Origin of the sequence: Ochrovirga pacifica (assembly GCF_000220525.1) — a bacterium.
In the GTDB taxonomy this organism is placed as follows: Bacteria; Bacteroidota; Bacteroidia; order Flavobacteriales; family Flavobacteriaceae; genus Ochrovirga; species Ochrovirga pacifica.
The window spans coordinates 13,264-33,163 of the sequence record NZ_AFPK01000049.1 but is presented as its reverse complement, the minus strand read 5'-3'; the positions used below and the strand labels follow the sequence as shown (position 1 = coordinate 33,163).

The window sequence follows — 19,900 nt, the reverse complement described above, 5'->3', positions numbered from 1 at the left end:
AAAGCGGATTTTAATTCGTGAATTTTAGGTACTTATTTCGCTACATTTACAGCTCTCGTTTCTCTAATTACTGTAATTTTCACCTGCCCTGGATAAGTCATCTCTGTCTGAATTTTTTGGGAAATGTTAAACGATAAGTCAGCTGCTTGTTCGTCTGAAACTTTTTCGCTTTCTACCAAAACTCTAAGCTCTCTACCTGCTTGAATGGCATAGGCCTTTTGTACACCCTTAAATCCAAAAGCAAGATCTTCTAAATCTTTTAATCGTTGAATGTACGAATCTAACACCTGACGTCTTGCTCCAGGTCTTGCTCCAGAAATTGCATCACAAACTTGCACAATCGGAGCAATCATACTTTTCATTTCAATTTCATCGTGGTGGGCACCAATTGCGTTGCAAACATCTGGTTTTTCACCAAATTTTTCAGCCCATTGCATTCCTAAAATAGCGTGTGGTAATTCACTTTCTGCATCTGGAACTTTTCCAATATCATGTAGCAACCCTGCTCTTTTTGCTGCTTTCGCATTTAAACCAAGTTCTGCAGCCATAATACCACACAAGTTTGCAACTTCTCTAGAGTGCTGTAATAGGTTTTGTCCGTAAGAAGAACGGAATTTCATACGCCCTACGGTTTTAATCAACTCTGGGTGTAAACCATGTATTCCTAAATCGATTACGGTACGCTTACCTACCTCAATAATTTCTTGGTTGATTTGACGTTCTGTTTTCTCTACAATTTCTTCAATTCTAGCTGGGTGAATACGTCCATCAGTAACCAATTTATGCAAAGACAATCTTGCAATTTCTCTACGTACAGGATCAAAACAAGAAAGAATAATTGCCTCTGGAGTATCGTCTACAATAATCTCTACTCCTGTAGCTGCTTCTAAAGCTCTAATATTTCTACCTTCTCTACCAATAATTCGCCCTTTTACGTCATCAGACTCTATATTAAAAACAGACACACAGTTTTCTATAGATTGCTCTACTCCTACTCTTTGTATTGTGTTTAATATTACTTTTCTAGCATCTTGTTCAGCAGTTAGTTTTGCCTCTTCTATGGTGTCTCTAATAAAAGACATGGCATCTGTTTTGGCTTCAGCTTTTAAAGAATCAATCAACTGTACTTTAGCATCATCAGCTGACAAACCAGAGATAGATTCTAAAATTTCTACTTGTCTTTTGTGCATTTTGTCTAATTCTGACTCTTTTTTCTCAAGAATTTCAATACGGTGTCCGTAATCAGCTTCTTTAGACTCTAAAGATTTGATGAGTTTTTTCTCTTTTTCAAACTCTTTATTTAGCTGACTTTCTTTGTCTTTAACTCTTTTTTCTGCATCAGAAATCTTTTTGTCTCTGGCTAAAATTACTTTTTCGTGTTCTGCTTTTAGTTCTATAAACTTTTCTTTTGCCTGAAGAATTTTATCTTTTTTTAAGGCATCCGCAGTTATTTTTGCTTCTTTAATAATGGAGTTTGATTCTTTTTCAGCATCTGAAAGAATTTTGGAAGCTCTTAATTTCTCTAGCAACTTGGCTAGTCCGTACCCCAAAAGCAATGCTGCAACTGCAATCAGTATAAAGGTTGTGTTTGTCATTATAGTTAATAAAATTTGATATATAAAAAAACCTACAGAGGTTAGTTTTATAAACTCCAATTAGACATTTCTTAGGACTAACTATGTGGTCAAGGATCTGTTCTAAGACAGCTTGCTTTTGCACAAAAGACTCATCCTTTTTAAAGTTATAGTGTTGAGTTTATCAAACGAAAACCTATGTAGGCAGTGTTTTTATTTCTATGTAAAGAACTTTATTTATCTAAATACGATTGTAATTTACTATTTATTTTTGATAATTTAACATTCACAGCGTTATTTTCTTCTTTTTTGATGACATCATTTACTTCTATAATAGAGGCAAATTGCAATGCACACATGGCCAATACGTCTTGTTTATCGTTAACAGCATAATTACTTTCGTAATCTGATATCAACTTATTTATGTTGTTTGCTGCTTTTCTCACCCCCTGCTCTTCTTCCTCAGATTTTACAGAAATTGGATAGTTTCTTCCACCTATAACAACATTTATTTTATACGTATCAGTCATAAAAAAAATAACTTTATGTACTTAATTCTTTAATACAATATTCTATTTCTGCTATTAAAAAATCAATCTTTTCTTTCGTATCCTTCTTATATCCTTCACTGCCTTCTAATGTTTTAGCTATTTTTAACGTTTGAAGTTGTTCTTTATAAAACAAAATCTCATCTCTTTGAGCTTTGTTTTCTTGTTGCAACAAAAAATTGCGATTGGACAAAATTTCATTCTCTTTACTCAAAAACTCATAACGTTCCAGAAGTTTTTCAATATTGGCCTCTAATTCGGCTATCAATTTTTGCTGACTCCCCATAGTTATCAATCGCTAAAACAATACTTACAAAAATAGCATTGTTATTTTTAATTCCAATTTTTTAAGGCTATAATTCTAAAAATATTGATTGCTTTTGTTTATCAGCTATTTATAGATATTTTCTCTATAGAATGTCTATTTTTGTAAGTCTAAAAATTAAATTTCCTTGAAAAAAATAATCATTACCCTACTTTTCTACAACGTTTTTTTAGCACATGCGCAACACAAATATCCTCAAAATGAATTTAGAAATCCCTTAAATATCCCTATGGTTCTTGCAGGAACTTTTGGAGAATTAAGAACCAATCATTTCCATGCGGGAATTGATATTAAAACTCAGGGAGTAGAAGGAAAAGAAGTACATGCTGCCAAAGAAGGTTTTGTTTCTAGAATTAAAGTTTCTACCAGTGGCTATGGCAAAGCGCTTTACATTACCCATCCCAACGGATATACCACAGTGTATGGACATCTAAAAAAATTTAACGATCGTATAGAGGCTTATATTAAAAAAAGGCAGTATCAGGATAAAAAATTTGAAATACAAGTTTTTCCCCTTAAAAACGAATTGCCAATTGCTACAAATGAAGTAATTGCCTTTTCTGGAAATACAGGAGGTTCTGGTGGTCCGCATTTGCATTTTGAAATTCGTGATAGCAAAACTGAGCACATTATTAATCCGCTACTTTTTGGATACGATGTACCAGACACTAGACATCCAAAAGTTTTGGGAATACGAATGCATCCTATAGGAGCAACTTCTGGGGTAAATAAGCTTTCCGTTTCTCAAGAAATTCCACTTCATAAAATTAACAACAATACTTATGTTGCCAAATCAGTAAAAGCAGTGGGTAAAATAGGAATTTCGGTAAGAACTTACGATCTTCTAAACGGAGCTTTTAATAAAAATGGAGTGTATAGCATTGCTACTTACGTCAACGATTCGCTAATATACCATCATCGTTTAGAGACATTTTCTTTTAGCGAAAGTAAATACATTAATTTATTGATAGATTACCCTTATTATGCAGAAAAAAAACGCAAATATCAAAAAACGTATGTAGATCCTGCCAATAAGCTTTCTATTTACAAAACAGCTATTAACAAAGGCTTTTTAACTGTTAAACCTTTGCAAAAATACAATTTAAAAATAGCTATTAAAGATGTTGCCAACAATACAACAACCATTAAAATACCTGTAATTGGAGATCCGGAAATTGTTCCTGTTTTTAAAGATGAAAAACAAACGCCTTATTTTATCAATCATCAAACTACAACTATTTTTAAAGAAAAAAATGTAGAAATTACATTTCCTAAACATGCTTTGTTTCATAGTACTTATATAGATTTTAAGGTAAGTAACAACGGTTTTCGTGTGCACAAACCTACCTTGCCTTTTAACCATAGTTACACCATTTCTTATGCAATGGATTCTGTACCTAAAACTCAAAAAAAATATGCTTATTTGGCAAGTATCAATTCATCTGGAACACCCTATTACCTGTCTAGTTACAAAAAAGGGAACCAACTGATTACAAAAACAAAAACTTTGGGCGATTTTACCATTGCTTATGATAGTATTGCCCCTAAAATTTATCAGCTAAACTTTTACGAGAATCAAAACTTGGCAAATCACAAGCATATTAGTGTTAAAATAAAGGACGATGAAACGGGAATTAAAAGTTACTATACTACAGTAGATAATCGTTGGATTTTAATGGAATACGAACCTAAAAAAAATGAATTATTTTTTGATTTAAACGATTTAGAAACCACAAATAAAAAGCATATATTTCAGCTAAAAATCGAAGACTTGTTAGGAAACACCAAAACGTTACAAATTAACTTTATCAAATAATTCCCTCCTTTTGAAAAATTACATTTTATTTTTTTGCCTATTGCACAGTGTTTTTTTGTTTTCTCAAAATGGCTTGCTAAAAGGAAAAGTAACCACCAAAGATAAAACCCCCTTAGTTGGGGTTCATATTTCTTATGCTAAAAAAAGTACGATAAGTTTAGAGGATGGTACTTATGAAATTGAAATTCCTGCAAATGTAAAAGTGGTCGTTAAGTTTTCTTATTTAGGATACGGTTCCGTGTTTAGAACATTCAAAGGACGAAAAAACAGAACAATCAACTTTTCTCCTTCGTTGAAAGTACAAACCGAAGAAATGGAAGCCGTGACCTTAAAAAGCTTTCAATCGGCACAGAAAGGTTTGGTGAAAATAGATGCTGAAAAGTTTAAAAAAATACCTGGAGCCAACGCAGGTATCGAAAACTTGTTAATGACTCAGCCAGGTGTAAACAACAGCAATGAACTAAGTACTCAGTACAGCGTTCGTGGAGGTAATTTTGATGAAAACTTAGTTTATGTAAACGGAATTGAAGTTTATCGCCCTTTTTTAATCCGTTCTGGACAGCAAGAAGGACTGAGTTTTTTGAATATAGACATGACCGAAAACATCAATTTTTCGGCAGGAGGATTTGAAGCTCAATACGGAGACCGTTTATCTTCGGTATTAAACATTCACTATAAAAAACCAAAAGAAGAAAATTCTATACTTAACGCAAGTTTGCTAGGTGCTAGTTATACCTACGAAAACCTATTGGCCAAAAACAAACTAAGTACATTAATTGGTGCTCGTTATAGAAACAACCAATTACTGGTAAACTCTAAAGATACCGAAACTAACTTTAGACCTGTATTTGCAGATGTACAAACCTATCTATCTTACCAAATAAACCCCAAACATAATATTGATTTTTTAGGGAATATTGCACTAAATAATTACAATTTTAAACCTATTTCAAGAGTTACTCGTTTCGGAGGATTGATTCAGCCAAGGGAACTGACCGTGTTTTACCAAGGGAATGAACAAGATGATTTCCATACATTTTTTGCAGCGTTGAGTTATCAATACAAACCCCATAAAAACACTTCTTTTCAGATAACAACTTCGGTATACAATACTCAAGAACAAGAATACTACGACATTTACGGAGCCTATAGCATTGCCGAAGTAGACCCTGTATCAGGAAATACCTTGTACGTTTCAGGTGTTGGTAGCCAGCTAGATCATGCTAGAAATGATTTGGATGTTCTGATTGAAAACATCAAGTTTACTGCCAAGCATCAAATTAACCAACACAAATTAGAAGTTGGAATTAAATTTCAAAAAGAAAACATTCGTGATAGAATGAATGAATGGACCATGGTTGATGATAATGGTATTAGTCTTAGAAATCCAAATAATGGAATTGAAAACAACCAACCACAAACACCATTTACAGCTCCTATTATTCCTTTTTATAGTTTAAAAAGCAACAACAACGCAGATATTTATCGCTTGTCTGGATACGCACAATGGAACAAAAAATGGTTTGTTGGCAACCATACACTTTGGCATCATTTAGGAATTCGTTCTCAATTTTGGTGGGTAAAGGATGCTGTGCAGTCCATTTCATCCAAAGTAAAAAATACCCTAAGCCCAAGATTTAGAATTTCCCTTAAACCAGATTGGCAGCACACAGACATGGTTTTTAGATTGGCTACAGGATTTTATCATCAGCCTCCTTCTTATAAAGAACTAAGAACTCCTACTGGTGATTTAAATTTACAAGTAAATGCACAAGAAGCCATTCATTTTGTATTTTCTAACGAATATAGTTTTGACTTGTGGAAACGACCATTTAAAATGATCTCTGAAGTGTACTACAAGCAACTGAACCATGCAAATGCTTATACGCTAGATAATGTAAGAATACGATACGATGCCAACAACTTAACACAAGCCTATGCAGCTGGACTAGATTTAAGGTTAAGCGGTGAATTTGTACCAGGAAAAGAAAGTTGGATTAGTTTAGGTTTTCTAAAAACAGAAGAAAACACCAACAACAGAGGGTATATTGCTAGACCTACAGACCAAAGATTTAAATTTGCCATGTTATTTCAAGATTATGTTCCTAGCAATCCTAACTTTAAAGTATACTTAAATTTGGTAGTAAACGCCTCACTACCTGGCGGTTCTCCTATCAACGCTAGCGCACAAAAAAATGCCATGGTAGATCGATACAATTTTCAGACAAGATTACGCCCATACCGCAGGGCAGACATTGGTTTTTCGTACATTTTGGTAGATCGTAATAAGCAGTACAACCAAGGTCTTTTTAGTCATTTTAAAGCTTTAGACCTAGGCATAGAACTCTTTAATGTTTTTGACATTAGCAACACAACCACTAACACTTGGATTTACGATGTAGATAACCAACGCTACAACAGTGTTCCCAATACCTTAACAGGACGAATTTTAAACTTTAAGTTAGGAATGGAGTTTTAAGCAAAACTTTTAATTATCTCTGTGCTCAAAATTTTCTTTGCCTTTGGTTTTAATTCTCTGAATTATCAAATGTACCAAAACCCCCAGAGTCAGTAAAACTCCAAAAACATACAACACAATTACACCTACAATCATCCTTTTAGTTTTACAGCAGTTCCATAGGCCAATATTTCTGAGGCCCCTTGGGTAATTGTTGATGTTGTTAATCTTACATTTACAATAGCATCAGCTCCTAACTTTTTTCCATCGTCTATCATTCTTTGCAAAGCTTGCTCTCTAGAATGACCTTGCAATTTGGTATATTCATTCAGTTCTCCTCCTACTATATTTTTTAGACCTGCAACAAAATCGCTAGCTACACTTTTTGCACGTACAGTGCTTCCTCTTGCAATTCCTAAAATTGTTTCAATTTCTTGGTTAGGAATCTGCTCTGTGGTAGTAATAATCATCGAGTTTCTTTTTTGATTTGAATTTAGTGATTTTTTTCAATTTTAATCTTTCTTTGTTTTTCAATTTATAGTGCAATTACATGTAAGTAAACGAACTGTTTTACGTCCAAAAAAATGATACCTTTGTACAAATTTACTTTATGAAACTTTTTATTATATCTTTTGCATTATTAGCCTTAGCCTTTGCCGGAATTGCCATTAAAATCTGGGGAAAAAAAGACGGAAAATTTTCAGGAACCTGTGCTAGTCAAAATCCACTAGTGGGAGGAAACAATGATGAGCCATGCAGCTTTTGCGGAAAAATGCCTGAAGATTGCGAAAACAAGTAATGATATACTTTTTACACTCAAAAAACGTTAAGGGATTACAACCATCATAAAACGCAATTTATTTTGACCCAATTGCAACAACCTACACAACAAATAAAAGCCGCACAAAAAGGAGATCAAACTGCCTACCGATGTTTGTTAAACCTATACTGGGCTGATGTGTATCGCTTTCTGCTGTCTAAAATAAATGACGATAATATTGATGCCGAAGATTTGACCATTGTTACGTTCTCTAAAGCTTTTGATAAAATAGATACTTTTGATGAGCAATACGACTTTAAAAACTGGTTATTTTCTATTGCAAAAAACCTGTGGGTAGATGAACTTAGAAAACAAAAAAATCAAACCGTTTCTATAGAACAAGAAAATAAAAGTGTTTTTTATCTCTGTGATCAAAACCCAACCCCTGAAGACAAAATTATAATTGAGCAAAATTTAGCACAATTAAAGAAAAACATCAAACGGTTAAAACCCAAATATCAAAAAGTCATTAATTTGCGATATTTTCAAGAATTGTCTTATCAAGAAATTGCAGAAGTGTTGGGCGAACCGTTAAATAACGTAAAAGTAAAATTACTAAGAGCCAAAAAATTATTGGCCGAAATCATTGTTCAATACCAACACGAAGATTAACTATTTTAAGGAATTTACACAGAGATTTAAATTCTGTGAACTCTTGTTAAAATACCCAGTACCTTTTTACAAGCAGTGTCAGATTTTGTATCTTTGTACGTCTAAGACAAATGCACATGAGTACGGAAACAACAACTTTTAAGTCTGTATTACCTTCAAAAAAAAACAATCCAGGAACACTGCCTGTAGGAACCAAAAAACCAGACTGGTTACGTGTAAAATTACCTGTAGGAAAAAAATACACAGAACTACGTGGCTTGGTAGATAAGTACAAACTAAACACAATTTGTACCAGTGGTAGTTGTCCTAATATGGGAGAGTGCTGGGGAGATGGAACAGCCACCTTTATGATTTTAGGGAACATTTGTACCCGATCTTGTGGTTTTTGTGGTGTAAAAACAGGAAAACCTGAAACTGTTGAATGGGACGAACCTGAAAAAGTAGCACGTTCAATTAAGATTATGAAAATAGAACATGCCGTTTTAACTTCAGTAGATAGAGACGATTTAAAAGATGGAGGTTCTATTATATGGGCAGAAACTATTGCAGCTGTACGAAGAGCAAACCCCAATACGACAATGGAAACGTTAATTCCAGATTTTCAAGGAAACACAACCAATATAGACCGTTTGATAAAAGCTGCTCCTGAAGTAATTTCTCACAATCTAGAAACCGTAAGACGACTTACCCGTGAAGTTCGTATACAAGCACAATACGATCGTAGTTTGGAGGTCTTAAGATATATTAAAGCACAAGGACAAAGAAGGACCAAATCTGGAATTATGCTAGGCTTAGGAGAAACCAAAGAAGAAGTTTTTGAAAGCTTAAGAGATTTGGCCAATGCCAATGTAGATGTGGTTACATTAGGACAGTACTTGCAGCCTAGTAAAAAGCATTTACCTGTTAAAGAATACATCACTCCTGATTTATTTAAAGAATATGAAATATATGCTAAAGAACTAGGTTTTAAACATGTAGAAAGTTCTGCCTTGGTACGTTCTTCTTACCACGCAAAAAAGCACGTTAACTAAACTATTTTTGGCACAGAAATTGATTACTAATATTATGAAATAGTTTTAGATTTCATATAGTTTAGTTTAAGTTAGTTTAGAAACCTTCAGTACATACTACTGAAGGTTTTTTTATGCAAATTTTACAGATTTTGCTGGACTAATTTTAGTGATGATAATTGACGGAATTAACATCATACATATACACAACAATAAAGTTCCTAGATTTAAAAATGCTACTTGCCAAATTGTAATAGCCACAGGAGCTACATGTACATAATAGCTTTTTGGATCTAGGGTAATTAAATGAAACTTGTACTGTAGAAACAACAACAACAAACCTATTAAATTTCCCAAAAACAAACCTCGGCCAACAATATAAGCTGCATTGTATAAAAAAATTTTTCGGACACTCCAACTGGTTGCTCCAAGTGTTTTTAACACTCCAATTAACTGGGTTCTTTCTAAAATTAAAACCAACAAAGCAGTAATCATATTAATTCCTGCCACAACTATCATAATTACAATAATAACAGCAATATTGCCATCAAAAAGCTTAAGCCATTCAAAAATTTGTGGAAACTGTTCAAACAAACTCCTACTGTCTAATGTCGCATCAATAGATTGGTAAACTTCTAAAGCTATGGCTGATAAAGCATCAAAATCTTTTACAAAAACCTCAAAACCTCCTACTTGATTTGCTTCCCATTTGTTTAGACTTCGTATTTGGTTTAGATCTCCCAGCATTAAATTCTGGTCAAATTCTTCGAAACCTGTATTAAAAATTCCCACCACTTGAAAGACTCTTCTACTAGGCAAGTTATTAGAGTTTTCTTTTACAAAAAAAGTATCAAATTGATCTCCTACTTTTAACTGCATTCTGTTAGCAATAGTTTGCGACAGAAGGACTTCTTTAGATATTTTAGTTTGAAAGGAAGGCAAATTTCCAGACACTAAATACTCTTTAAAAAAACTCCAATCGTAATCTTTACCAACTCCTTTTAACAACACCCCTTCAAAATCTGATTCCGTACGGATTACTCCTGGTCTTGTGGCAAAAACCTGAACGTGTTTTACACCCTTAACTTGTTTAAAATCGGGATAAAATTCTTGCTCTATAGAAATTGGTACTTGGCTGGTTTTAGATTGGTTATTGTCAAAATTACTAATAACAAGATGCCCGTTAAAACCTGCAACTTTTTCACGGATTTTTTGTTGCAAACCCAAACCAGTAGCAAGCGAAATTAACATCATTACCATTCCTATAGAAATAGCTCCTATTGCTATTTTTATTATTGGTGATGAAACACTACTTTTATATTCTTTTGATTTGGTTAATCTATTGGCTATAAATAATTCGTAATTCAACCGCGTATGATCTTTAAATTGAAGTTCAAAAATACATTTTTAATCTCTGTATTTTTCCTAATTCTAATTTTATCCTCTTGTAAAGCACAAAATAAAACTTCAAAAAACAGTATTATAGAGGCAGCCAATAGAACTGAATTGTACTTGCCAATCATCCAAAACAAAAAAGTGGGAATTGTAGCAAATCAAACCTCTGTTATTTACAAAATCAATGGACATATCCATTTGGTAGATTCTCTTTTAAATCTTGGAGTTGCTATTTCAAAAGTCTTTTCTCCAGAGCATGGTTTTAGAGGAAAGGCAGATGCGTCTGAAAAAATTAATAATAGTAAAGATGTAAAAACCGGACTGCCTATTATTTCTTTGTACGGCAAACACAAAAAACCACAACCAAAGGACTTAAACGGTTTGGATTATCTGTTGTTTGACATACAAGATGTTGGTGTACGGTTTTACACCTACATTTCTACTTTACATTATGTTATGGAAGCTTGTGCAGAATATCAAATTCCTTTAATTGTTTTGGATCGCCCCAACCCAAATGGTCACTATATTGATGGACCTACATTAAAACCTGCCTATAGTTCTTTTGTTGGTAAACATCCTGTACCCTTGGTTTACGGAATGACTATTGGTGAATATGCACAAATGATTAATGGAGAAAAGTGGTTAAAAAATGGTATTCAATGCACACTAACTGTTATTCCACTTGCTAATTACCAACACCAAAATAGTTATTCTTTAAAAATTAAGCCCTCTCCAAACTTACCAAACGATCAAGCTATTAACTTATATCCTAGCTTAGGTTTTTTTGAAGGTACTCCCATCAATGCTGGCAGAGGCACACATTTGCAATTTCAACAATACGGAAGCGCTAAATTTCCAGAAAGTAACTATCATTACGTTCCTAAATCAAATGAAGGAAGTAAGCACCCTAAAGATCAAAATAAATTGTGTTACGGTGTAAACTTACAATCAGTAGCAAGGCAATCAAAAGTAAATCTAAAATGGTTAAAAGATGCTTTTGAAAAATTCCCCGATAAAAAAGCTTTTTTTGGCACTACTTTTACAATACATGCAGGAGATACATTGCTAGAATACCAACTAAAAAACAACCATAGCATTCAACAAATAGAAGAAAGTTGGACTAGTGATATAAATCAATTTAAAGAGCTACGAAAAAGATATCTCCTTTATAACTAGACACAAACCTCAGGCTATTTAATTGACGAGCATCAATAAATAAAATTAATTAAGGAAAATAAATTGAACACCTATTTCCTATATTTGTGCTTTATCTTTTTGCCACAACATGTATAGATAAAAAAGACAGAAGAAAAAATTTGTATATGGATACTACCCTAATCACCATACATTATTGCGACAATATACTAGATGCCTTGTATATAAAAAACGAGATACAACGTGTTACCTCTATTTCTGTAATACTTAATAAAGAACAGGGAAATGTTAAAGTACAGGTTTGCAAAAGCAACCAGTATAGAGCTAATGTTATTATACAAAACAAACTACAAAGACTCCCTAGTTTAAGTTACTAAATAGTTCGCATAACAAAACCTTTAAGTTTCAATTTTAGTTGTTTTAAATAAAAGGTTTGATGATTTACAACAAGACTTATTTTTTTAATTTGATAAGCTTCTTTTAGCAAAGCTGTTATTTTTTTCTGAATAAACAAATCTTCTATTTCAAAAAAAGTACATGTGGCTAAGTTTTTTTCTACCAATTCCTTATCCAATCCTTTCATCAAAACAAAAGAAAAAACTAATTGATTTCCCTGTACGTTTGCACAAAACTCTCTAGCAAAAAACTGCATTTCTTCCATTTCGTCTGCATAACATATTCCAAAGAATTTTGTTTTTTTTAGCAACATTTATATATTATTTCTTTGTTTTTCCTACCAGAGGAAGTTGGGTTTTTAGTGTCTCTATAATATTATAGGTAGCCGGACAGATTTCGGAATTCTTCATTGCCAAATCTGTTAGCTGTATAAACTTTTTTCTGTTAGTATGAGGGTATTCTGAACAAGCTTTAGGTCTTACATCGTAAATAGTACAAGTATTATCCTCTAGATCCAGAAAAGTACAAGGTGCCGACTTTAATACATAACAATCATCTTCGTCCATTTCTAGATAAGCATCCATAAACTGATGTTCTTTCATCCTTAGAAATTTAGAAATTCGTTGAATGTCTTTTGGAAAAAACATAGGACTTGTTGTTTTACAACAATTGGCACAAGTAAGACAGTCTGTTTTTTGAAATTCATTGTCGTGAATTTCTTGCATTACATAATCTAAATTCTTAGGAACTCTTTTTTTAAGTCTTTTAAAATATGCGATGTTTTCCTTTTTTACTTCAGCTGTTTTTTTTGCCAAAGAATCTATCAGTTCTTGCATTTGATTTTTCATAGGACAAAAATAAACTTAAAATACCAAGTAAACACACCTAAAGTACAGGCTTTTTTTGTAAAACAAACTGGTTGTGATAATTATCATTTTTACCATAAAACCTATCTAATACTTTTGTTTTTAATAATTATGATATTTATGACAAGGCACAATTTTCATATTCCAGTAATGGGAACAGGTTACACAGCAGACTCCCCAATAAAAGTAGCTCTATACGGAATAAACTCTGTTGTTTCTTTGGTAGATGATTTGCTATTAGAAAAATTACGAAAATACTACAGTGAACTCTACAAAATTGACTATAAAGAAATAACCCAAAACACTATAGATGGAAGATGCGAACGCATAACAGCTTATTTAGACACCGTTAAATACATCGTAGACCAACAAGTAATTGCATTAAAAAACATCAAATCACTTAGCGATTCACTGTTAACTAATTACATCAATCATTTACCTAGTTCTTCTGCCTTAAAGCAAAAAATAGCACAATGTAACGAGTTAGAAACCGTAAAAAAACTATTAGCTAAACACGTAATTCCTGGGGCTATCGATGTAAATATAATGACCAAGCTAGATAAGGTAAACTACAACAAACAAGGTGCACTGCCTGTAAAGTATAATGATGCCCTTACAGCCCTTAGAGGATATGCCAATTCGGATCTAAGCTCCTCAGTTGTTTTTTCTGCAGGAATGAACCCTAAACTGTATACTTACTTAAGCACCTTTAGTGATTTTTTTCCTGATGCAAACGGACACATCAAAAAGAAAATTATTTTAAAAGTAAGTGATTATAGATCTGCTTTAATTCAAGGAAAATTTTTAGCTCAAAAAGGACTTTGGGTATCTGAATATAGAGTAGAATCTGGCCTAAATTGTGGTGGACATGCTTTTGCAACTGATGGTGTGCTATTAGGCCCAGTTTTAGAAGATTTTTTTCAACACAAAAAAGAACTTTACAATACCAATTTTCAATTATTTTCCGAAGCTCTTAGAAAACAAGGTAAAGACAAATTGGTTTGTAAACCTTCACTTAAACTATCTGTTCAGGGAGGTGTAGGAACGGCAGAAGAACATCAGTTTTTAATAGAACGCTACCAATTAGACTCTGTTGGATGGGGATCTCCTTTTCTATTGGTTCCTGAAGCAACTAGTGTAGATTCTACAACACTAAAACAACTAGAACAAGCTGATACTAAAGACATTTATCTTAGTCATATTTCTCCTTTGGGTGTACGCTTTAACAATTTAAGAGGAAACACCAAAGATGTTGAAAAAGAAATAAACATACTAAAAAATAGACCTGGAAGTGCTTGTAAAAACAAATTTGTAGCTCTGGATTATGAGTTTAAAAAAGAAGGATTGTGTTTGGCTTCTAGAGAATATCAATATAAAAAAATACAGCAGGTAAAACTAAATCAAGAATTGTCTGATAGACAAAAGAAACAACATATTAGCAGCATTACAGAAAAAGCCTGTATTTGTTCTGGTTTAGGAAATTCTATTTTGCTTAAATACGGCTTGTTAGAACAACCCAAATCGGATGGAGTTTCTATATGCCCTGGACCTAACCTAGCTTATTTTGATAAAACGGTAAGTCTGGCAGACATGATTGCACATATTTATGGCAAAAAACAACTTATTCACAAAAGGAGACCCCATGTGTTTGTAAAAGAGTTTACACTTTATTTAGAATATTTAGAAGAGTTATTAGTTGATTACTCAGAAAACCCTAATCAATCTAAACAAAAACGTTTGTATCGTTTTACAGAAAATTTAACTAAGGGGTTTCATTATTACCAGTACTTATTTCAGCAAGACTTTTACCTTATTTTTCCTGTAGACTTACAAAACAAATTAAAGCAGAAAAAAAAGCAACTACCAATCATCACATCTAATATTACTCAAAATCATAACTAATATGGACAGCAATCTTATCAATAAATACAATGTCCCTGGTCCAAGATATACCAGCTACCCTACTGTTCCACATTGGGATATTCAGGGCTTTAGACTAGACACATGGAAACAAAGATTAATACAAACCTATAAATCATCTAACAAAGAACAAGGAATAAGCATCTATATACACCTGCCTTTTTGCGAAAGTATGTGTACCTTTTGTGGCTGTAACAAACGTATTACTAAAAGACATGATGTAGAGTCTCCATATATTAATGCGCTTTTAAAAGAATGGACCCTATACCTAAACTTATTAGACGAGAAACCGATTATTAAAGAACTTCATTTAGGAGGAGGAACTCCCACTTTTTTTGAACCAGAAAATTTAAAAAGTCTTTTAGAGTGTATAACCAACACTTCTTCCCTAGCAACCAACTTCGATTTTAGTTTTGAAGGACACCCTAACAACACAACCAAAGAACACCTACAAACCCTTTATGATTTAGGTTTTAGAAGAGTTTCTTTTGGAGTACAAGATTACAATAAAAAAATACAGCAGGCTATTAACAGAATTCAACCTTTTGAAAAAGTAAAACAAGTGACTCAGTGGGCTAGAGAAATAGGATATACTAGTATAGGTCATGATATTATATATGGTCTCCCATTTCAATCACAACATGAAATTGAACACACTATCTCAAAAACAAAAGAGTTAATGCCCGACAGAATTGCGTTTTACAGTTATGCACATGTTCCTTGGTTAAAAGGAAATGGTCAAAGGGGTTTTTCGGAAGAGAATTTGCCTCAAGGTGCAGAAAAACTAAAGATGTACACCCTCGGAAAAGAATTACTAGCCGATATTGGATATGTAAATATTGGCATGGATCATTTTGCTTTACCAACTGATCCTTTATACAAAGCAATGTTTCATAAAAAATTACATAGAAATTTTATGGGATACTCTCACGCAAAAACAGATGTAATGATTGGATTGGGAGTTTCTGCTATTGGAGATAGCTGGAGCTCTTACTACCAAAACGTAAAAAACATTGAAGAATATCAAGATTTGGTAACAAACAATATCTTTCCTATTGCTAAAGGACACTTGTTATCTGAAGAGGATTTAGTCATCAGGCAGCATATTCTTAATCTTATGTGTCAATATGAAACCAAATGGGATTATAGTACTCATAAAATTAAATCTCTTGAAAAAGTTCCTATCAAAATGTTTCCCTTAGTAAGCGATGGTTTGTTGTCCATTTCCGAGTCACAAATTAAGGTAACCACCAAAGGAAGACCCTTTATAAGAAACATTTGTATGTCTATAGACCCTTATTTACAAAATCAAAATTTTCAACAGTTTTCCAAAACTGTCTAAAAACACCCTTTTTATAAAACTCTCAACGTCTTTTTACATAAATAAAAAGACGTTTTTTTGTTAAAAAAACATTAAGCATTAGAGCAAATCTGACGTTCCTTAAAATTTATTTACCACAATCCTACCAGTATGTAAATTATTTAAACTATAAAAACATAGTATAAACATAATACTATGATAAACAGCTTAATAAAACATAAGTAATTAGTTTTAATGTAAAAAAACTATCTTTTTTAAAAAAACAATAGACAAAACAAATACACGAGTTAATTTAGGTTAAAAAAAACTGCCAAAAACCAACACTTTTAGTGTAAAATAAGCCCAATTTTATGCCTACTTTGAACCTAACTTTAACTTAAGTTCTGCTGATCAATTGATTATTCTCTAAAAAACACTTGTTTTTAATCAAAACCATTACCCCTTTGATTATTGATTTTTTTTCAATTTAATCTAACAGAACCTATTTTTTTAAACTTAATTAAACATCATTCGTATGAAATTAAAAACTATTAGACTTTTGGTACTCATGCTAGTATCCGTTGTGCACTTTTCAATAGCACAGAAAAAAATTATGGGAGTTGTATCTGATGGCTCAGAACCTATCCCTGGAGCATCCATTAATTTAAAAGGTACTTCTAAAACCACGATGTCTGACTTTGATGGTAATTATACAATTACTGCTAACAAAGGAGATGTTTTGGTTTTTAGCTACATTGGTATGAAGAGTGTAGAGAAAACCGTGGGAGATGACGTTATTATTAGTGTTACGCTAAAAGATGACGTAGAATCTTTAGATGAAGTAGTTATTACAGCAATGGGAGTCTCTAAAAGGAAGAGAACTGTAGGTTATTCTATTGCTGAATTTAAAGGAGAAGAAATTTCTAAAACTCAAGCAATAAACCCAGTTACAGCATTACAAGGGAAAGTTGCAGGTTTAGACATTGCGGCACCACCTACACCAGGGGGTACTCAAAATGTTATAATTCGTGGAGCTTCTTCTTTTGGTAATATACAGCCTTTGTATGTTGTTGATGGTATTGTATTGACCAATGAACAAAGTAGAGGAGGTAGTGACCTCAACTCACAAGCGGATTTTGGATCGGGAATTAACGCTATCAATCCAGATGATATAGAAAACTTAACAGTACTAAAAGGTGCTGCTGCAACAGCCTTGTATGGATCGAGAGCTGCCAACGGAGTGGTGTTAATTACTACAAAGAGTGGTCATGATGGTAAAATGAAAATAAACTTTAACAGTTCTGTATCTATTAATAAGGTAGGTTTTTTACCAGACAGACAAACTCAATTCGGTCAAGGATGGAGTGGTGACAGAGCCTTAGATGAAAATGGTAACTGGGGAGCTGCTTATGACGGTGTTGATCGTGTATGGGGTAATATTGTAGACAATAGTCAAAAAATTAAACCTTATGTTTATTTAAAGAACAACTTAAGAGATTTCTTTGATTATGGAGAAAGTTTCAAAAACTCTATTTCTGTTTCTGGAGGAAATGATAAAAACACTTACTTTTTGTCTGCATCTCATAACAAAGTAGATGGTGTTATGCCAACAGATAGTGATTCTTATAAAAGATATACTTTATCAACCAAAGGATCTCATACAACGAAAAACTTAAAATTAAGTTCCGCAATGAACTTTAGTAGAGAAACTATGAAAGTTGTTCCCTCAGGTCAAGGAACTTCTTTGTTTAGATCTTTACACGAAATTGCAAACGATATTTCTATTGTAGACTTTAAAGACTACGAAGATCCTTTTAACAACCTAGACAATTACTTTACACCTTACGGTGTAAACCCTTATTTTATATTAAACAATAACAGTGCAGAACAAGACAAATATAAATTCTATGGTAAGTTTGAAGCTGAGTATAAAATTATGGATGACTTAAAGTTAATGTATCGTTTTTCTGGAGATTACGAAACCTCTACATCAGAAGAAATTACAGGTATAATTGCTTTTTCTGATGGTGCTTATAACGATGGTTCTAGTGCTGCAACACCAGGAGAATACATACAAACCAAAAGAGAGCGTGTACAATTAAGCCACGATGCAATGGTTATGTACAACAAAGATTTTTCAGATGACTTAACTTTTAGTGCCTTGGCTGGTCTAAATGTAAATGAAAGAAGCTACAACTGGTTAGAGGGTAAAATTTCCTCTATTGATGTTCCTGGTTTTTATGATTTAAGCAACACATTGACTCCTGCAACTGCAGATCAATACAGCGAGATGAGGAGACTAGTAGGTACTTACATTAGTACAGATTTAGGATTTAAGGACTATATCTACGTAAATGCTACCTTAAGAAACGACTGGTCATCTACCTTACCAACAGATCAAAACTCTTTCTTATACGGAGGTCTAACAACCAGTTTCATTGTAAGTAAATTGTTATCGGAATTAGAAGTAAAACCTAGTTTCTTAAACTTCTCTAAATTTAGAATTGCTTATGGATCTACAGGTAACGATACAGATCCTTACGATGTTTATGATAGATATGTAGTTGGATCTGCTGGCAACCCAGGATATCCTGATGTAGACGATTTAACTTTCCCTTTAGGAGGAGTAAACTCTTACACAGTTTCAGACAAATTAGGAAACTTAGAATTGGAACCAGAAATCACCAAAGAATTTGAAATTGGTTTGGAAAACAGATTTTTTAACAATCGTTTTGGCTTTGAACTTTCTTACTACAACAAGTTAACAGAAGGTTTGATTGCTACTTTACCAATCGACCCTTCTTCAGGATATACTCAAGTTACATCTAACTTAGGAGATGTAAGAAACAAAGGGATAGAATTAAATGTGAATTTTATACCTGTAAAAACTAACGATTTTAAATGGGATGTCAATTGGGCATACACCAAAAACAAAAATAAAGTTGAAAGGTTAGATGTAGGAGAAGTATTCTTAGGAGGTTTTGGAACTGGTGGTATTTATGCTATCGAAGGAATGCCGATGGGACAGTTTAAATTTACAGAAGCTAAAACTGTTGACTTTAACGGTGTAGAAAGTGTTGTTGTAGATGGTAGTGGTAACCCTCAACAAACCGCAGACCAACAGTTATTAGGAAGAGATGTGCAAGAAAAATTTAGAATGGGGTTAACCAACACAGTTACCTGGAAAGGGTTAAGCTTAACAGGAACTTTAGACTTTAGATACGGAGGGTACATATACTCTGGAACGAAAGATTATATGCATTGGGTAGGTAGTTCACCAGAAAGTGTATTAAACGACAGAAATGCTTTTATCATTCCTAATTCGGTGGTAGAAAATGCAGATGGTACATATTCTGAAAACACTACTCCGGTAGACCCTACAGCATTGCATACATTCTACAGTACAGGAGGAATGGAAGGAGAATCTTATGCCGTAATCGATCGTTCTTTCTTAAAATTAAGAAATGTAACATTAGCTTATAGCATTCCCAAAGACATCTGCAAAAAAATCAACGTATCAAAAATTAACTTATCGTTAACCGCAAATAACTTTTTATTGTGGAAACATAAAGACAACCCATACATTGATCCAGAAACAACCACTTTTGGTACCAACATCGATGCTAAGTTTGGTGAGTTTAGTGGAAACCCAACTCAAGAGGTTTACACATTTGGAGTTAACATTCAATTATAAAAATTAAACAT

Annotated in this window: 18 protein-coding genes and 1 other RNA gene; 10 read left to right on the top strand and 9 right to left on the bottom strand. The window is 33.1% G+C overall.

All coding sequences use genetic code 11. The features are described from left to right. Positions 1–32: 32 nt before the first annotated feature. From rny to FS85_RS0110655, 4 genes are all read right to left on the bottom strand, one after another. Positions 33–1,595, bottom strand: coding sequence for a ribonuclease Y (rny, locus tag FS85_RS0110665; RefSeq protein WP_010136264.1), 1,563 nt, complete (start codon positions 1,593–1,595; stop codon positions 33–35). A 51-nt stretch (positions 1,596–1,646) separates the two neighbouring features. Next, positions 1,647–1,755: non-coding RNA, 6S RNA (ssrS, locus tag FS85_RS16405), on the bottom strand. Between the two features lie 52 nt (positions 1,756–1,807). Next, entirely contained in the window at positions 1,808–2,104 is a 297-nt protein-coding gene (locus tag FS85_RS0110660; protein ID WP_010136263.1) for a cell division protein ZapA, read from the bottom strand. Positions 2,105–2,117: 13 nt separating this feature from the next. Then, a complete protein-coding gene (locus FS85_RS0110655) occupies positions 2,118–2,408 on the bottom strand; it encodes a hypothetical protein (RefSeq protein WP_010136261.1) in 291 nt (96 codons plus the stop codon). Positions 2,409–2,574: 166 nt separating this feature from the next. Between FS85_RS0110655 and FS85_RS0110650 the strand changes: the two genes are divergently transcribed. Together FS85_RS0110650 and FS85_RS0110645 are read left to right on the top strand one after the other, a co-directional pair. Next, positions 2,575–4,263 (top strand): M23 family metallopeptidase, encoded by a 1,689-nt coding sequence (locus tag FS85_RS0110650; RefSeq protein ID WP_010136260.1) that lies wholly within the window; start codon positions 2,575–2,577, stop codon positions 4,261–4,263. Positions 4,264–4,336: 73 nt separating this feature from the next. Further along, on the top strand, positions 4,337–6,742 hold the full coding sequence (locus tag FS85_RS0110645) for a TonB-dependent receptor (RefSeq protein ID WP_237706960.1): 2,406 nt from the start codon (positions 4,337–4,339) through the stop codon (positions 6,740–6,742). Between the two features lie 9 nt (positions 6,743–6,751). On the opposite strand, the gene FS85_RS16945 is transcribed toward FS85_RS0110645, so the two are convergent. Both FS85_RS16945 and FS85_RS0110635 read right to left on the bottom strand, forming a co-directional pair. Beyond that, on the bottom strand, positions 6,752–6,877 hold the full coding sequence (locus FS85_RS16945) for a hypothetical protein (RefSeq protein WP_262496229.1): 126 nt from the start codon (positions 6,875–6,877) through the stop codon (positions 6,752–6,754). Continuing rightward, positions 6,874–7,191 carry a YbjQ family protein gene (locus FS85_RS0110635; RefSeq protein WP_010136258.1) on the bottom strand — a complete coding sequence of 106 codons (318 nt, stop codon included), beginning with the start codon at positions 7,189–7,191 and terminating at the stop codon, positions 6,874–6,876. Before FS85_RS0110635 ends, FS85_RS16945 begins: the two co-directional genes overlap by 4 nt. A 140-nt stretch (positions 7,192–7,331) precedes the next feature. On the opposite strand from FS85_RS0110635, the gene FS85_RS0110630 reads away from it, so the two are divergent. From FS85_RS0110630 to lipA, 3 genes are all read left to right on the top strand, one after another. Further along, entirely contained in the window at positions 7,332–7,520 is a 189-nt protein-coding gene (locus FS85_RS0110630; RefSeq protein ID WP_010136257.1) for a hypothetical protein, read from the top strand. A gap of 63 nt (positions 7,521–7,583) precedes the next feature. After that, complete coding sequence (locus FS85_RS0110625) at positions 7,584–8,153, top strand: RNA polymerase sigma factor (protein ID WP_010136256.1); 570 nt, start codon at positions 7,584–7,586, stop codon at positions 8,151–8,153. Positions 8,154–8,269: 116 nt separating this feature from the next. Next, positions 8,270–9,184, top strand: a complete 915-nt coding sequence (gene lipA, locus FS85_RS0110620; RefSeq protein WP_010136255.1) for a lipoyl synthase — start codon at positions 8,270–8,272, stop codon at positions 9,182–9,184. Between the two features lie 111 nt (positions 9,185–9,295). Here the strand turns inward: lipA and FS85_RS0110615 are convergent, their stop codons facing one another. Next, positions 9,296–10,531 (bottom strand): ABC transporter permease, encoded by a 1,236-nt coding sequence (locus FS85_RS0110615; protein ID WP_010136254.1) that lies wholly within the window; start codon positions 10,529–10,531, stop codon positions 9,296–9,298. A gap of 6 nt (positions 10,532–10,537) precedes the next feature. Between FS85_RS0110615 and FS85_RS0110610 the strand changes: the two genes are divergently transcribed. Together FS85_RS0110610 and FS85_RS0110605 are read left to right on the top strand one after the other, a co-directional pair. Next, positions 10,538–11,734: an exo-beta-N-acetylmuramidase NamZ family protein gene (locus tag FS85_RS0110610; protein WP_010136253.1), complete on the top strand. Its 1,197-nt coding sequence runs from the start codon at positions 10,538–10,540 to the stop codon at positions 11,732–11,734. Between the two features lie 146 nt (positions 11,735–11,880). Further along, positions 11,881–12,090: a hypothetical protein gene (locus FS85_RS0110605; RefSeq protein ID WP_010136252.1), complete on the top strand. Its 210-nt coding sequence runs from the start codon at positions 11,881–11,883 to the stop codon at positions 12,088–12,090. On the opposite strand, the gene FS85_RS0110600 is transcribed toward FS85_RS0110605, so the two are convergent. Both FS85_RS0110600 and FS85_RS0110595 read right to left on the bottom strand, forming a co-directional pair. Then, positions 12,087–12,422: a hypothetical protein gene (locus FS85_RS0110600; RefSeq protein WP_010136250.1), complete on the bottom strand. Its 336-nt coding sequence runs from the start codon at positions 12,420–12,422 to the stop codon at positions 12,087–12,089. The genes FS85_RS0110605 and FS85_RS0110600 overlap by 4 nt on opposite strands. A 7-nt stretch (positions 12,423–12,429) precedes the next feature. Next, positions 12,430–12,945, bottom strand: coding sequence for a YkgJ family cysteine cluster protein (locus tag FS85_RS0110595; protein WP_010136249.1), 516 nt, complete (start codon positions 12,943–12,945; stop codon positions 12,430–12,432). 150 nt (positions 12,946–13,095) lie between these two features. Between FS85_RS0110595 and FS85_RS0110590 the strand changes: the two genes are divergently transcribed. The 3 genes from FS85_RS0110590 (at position 13,096) to FS85_RS0110580 (ending at position 19,889) form a co-directional block, all read left to right on the top strand. Continuing rightward, a complete protein-coding gene (locus FS85_RS0110590) occupies positions 13,096–14,877 on the top strand; it encodes a hypothetical protein (protein WP_237706959.1) in 1,782 nt (593 codons plus the stop codon). A 1-nt stretch (position 14,878) separates the two neighbouring features. Continuing rightward, entirely contained in the window at positions 14,879–16,237 is a 1,359-nt protein-coding gene (gene hemN / locus FS85_RS0110585) for an oxygen-independent coproporphyrinogen III oxidase (protein ID WP_010136247.1), read from the top strand. A 493-nt stretch (positions 16,238–16,730) separates the two neighbouring features. Beyond that, positions 16,731–19,889 (top strand): SusC/RagA family TonB-linked outer membrane protein, encoded by a 3,159-nt coding sequence (locus FS85_RS0110580; RefSeq protein WP_050809644.1) that lies wholly within the window; start codon positions 16,731–16,733, stop codon positions 19,887–19,889. Positions 19,890–19,900: the final 11 nt, after the last annotated feature.

Coding starts and splice junctions, on each gene's coding strand:
- rny (WP_010136264.1), bottom strand. CDS start 1,595: ATGACAAACACAACCTTTATACTGATTGCAGTTGCAGCATTGCTTTTG.
- FS85_RS0110660 (WP_010136263.1), bottom strand. CDS start 2,104: ATGACTGATACGTATAAAATAAATGTTGTTATAGGTGGAAGAAACTAT.
- FS85_RS0110655 (WP_010136261.1), bottom strand. CDS start 2,408: ATGGGGAGTCAGCAAAAATTGATAGCCGAATTAGAGGCCAATATTGAA.
- FS85_RS16945 (WP_262496229.1), bottom strand. CDS start 6,877: ATGATTGTAGGTGTAATTGTGTTGTATGTTTTTGGAGTTTTACTGACT.
- FS85_RS0110635 (WP_010136258.1), bottom strand. CDS start 7,191: ATGATTATTACTACCACAGAGCAGATTCCTAACCAAGAAATTGAAACA.
- FS85_RS0110630 (WP_010136257.1), top strand. CDS start 7,332: ATGAAACTTTTTATTATATCTTTTGCATTATTAGCCTTAGCCTTTGCC.
- lipA (WP_010136255.1), top strand. CDS start 8,270: ATGAGTACGGAAACAACAACTTTTAAGTCTGTATTACCTTCAAAAAAA.
- FS85_RS0110610 (WP_010136253.1), top strand. CDS start 10,538: ATGATCTTTAAATTGAAGTTCAAAAATACATTTTTAATCTCTGTATTT.
- FS85_RS0110605 (WP_010136252.1), top strand. CDS start 11,881: ATGGATACTACCCTAATCACCATACATTATTGCGACAATATACTAGAT.
- FS85_RS0110600 (WP_010136250.1), bottom strand. CDS start 12,422: ATGTTGCTAAAAAAAACAAAATTCTTTGGAATATGTTATGCAGACGAA.
- FS85_RS0110595 (WP_010136249.1), bottom strand. CDS start 12,945: ATGCAAGAACTGATAGATTCTTTGGCAAAAAAAACAGCTGAAGTAAAA.
- FS85_RS0110590 (WP_237706959.1), top strand. CDS start 13,096: ATGACAAGGCACAATTTTCATATTCCAGTAATGGGAACAGGTTACACA.
- hemN (WP_010136247.1), top strand. CDS start 14,879: ATGGACAGCAATCTTATCAATAAATACAATGTCCCTGGTCCAAGATAT.
- FS85_RS0110580 (WP_050809644.1), top strand. CDS start 16,731: ATGAAATTAAAAACTATTAGACTTTTGGTACTCATGCTAGTATCCGTT.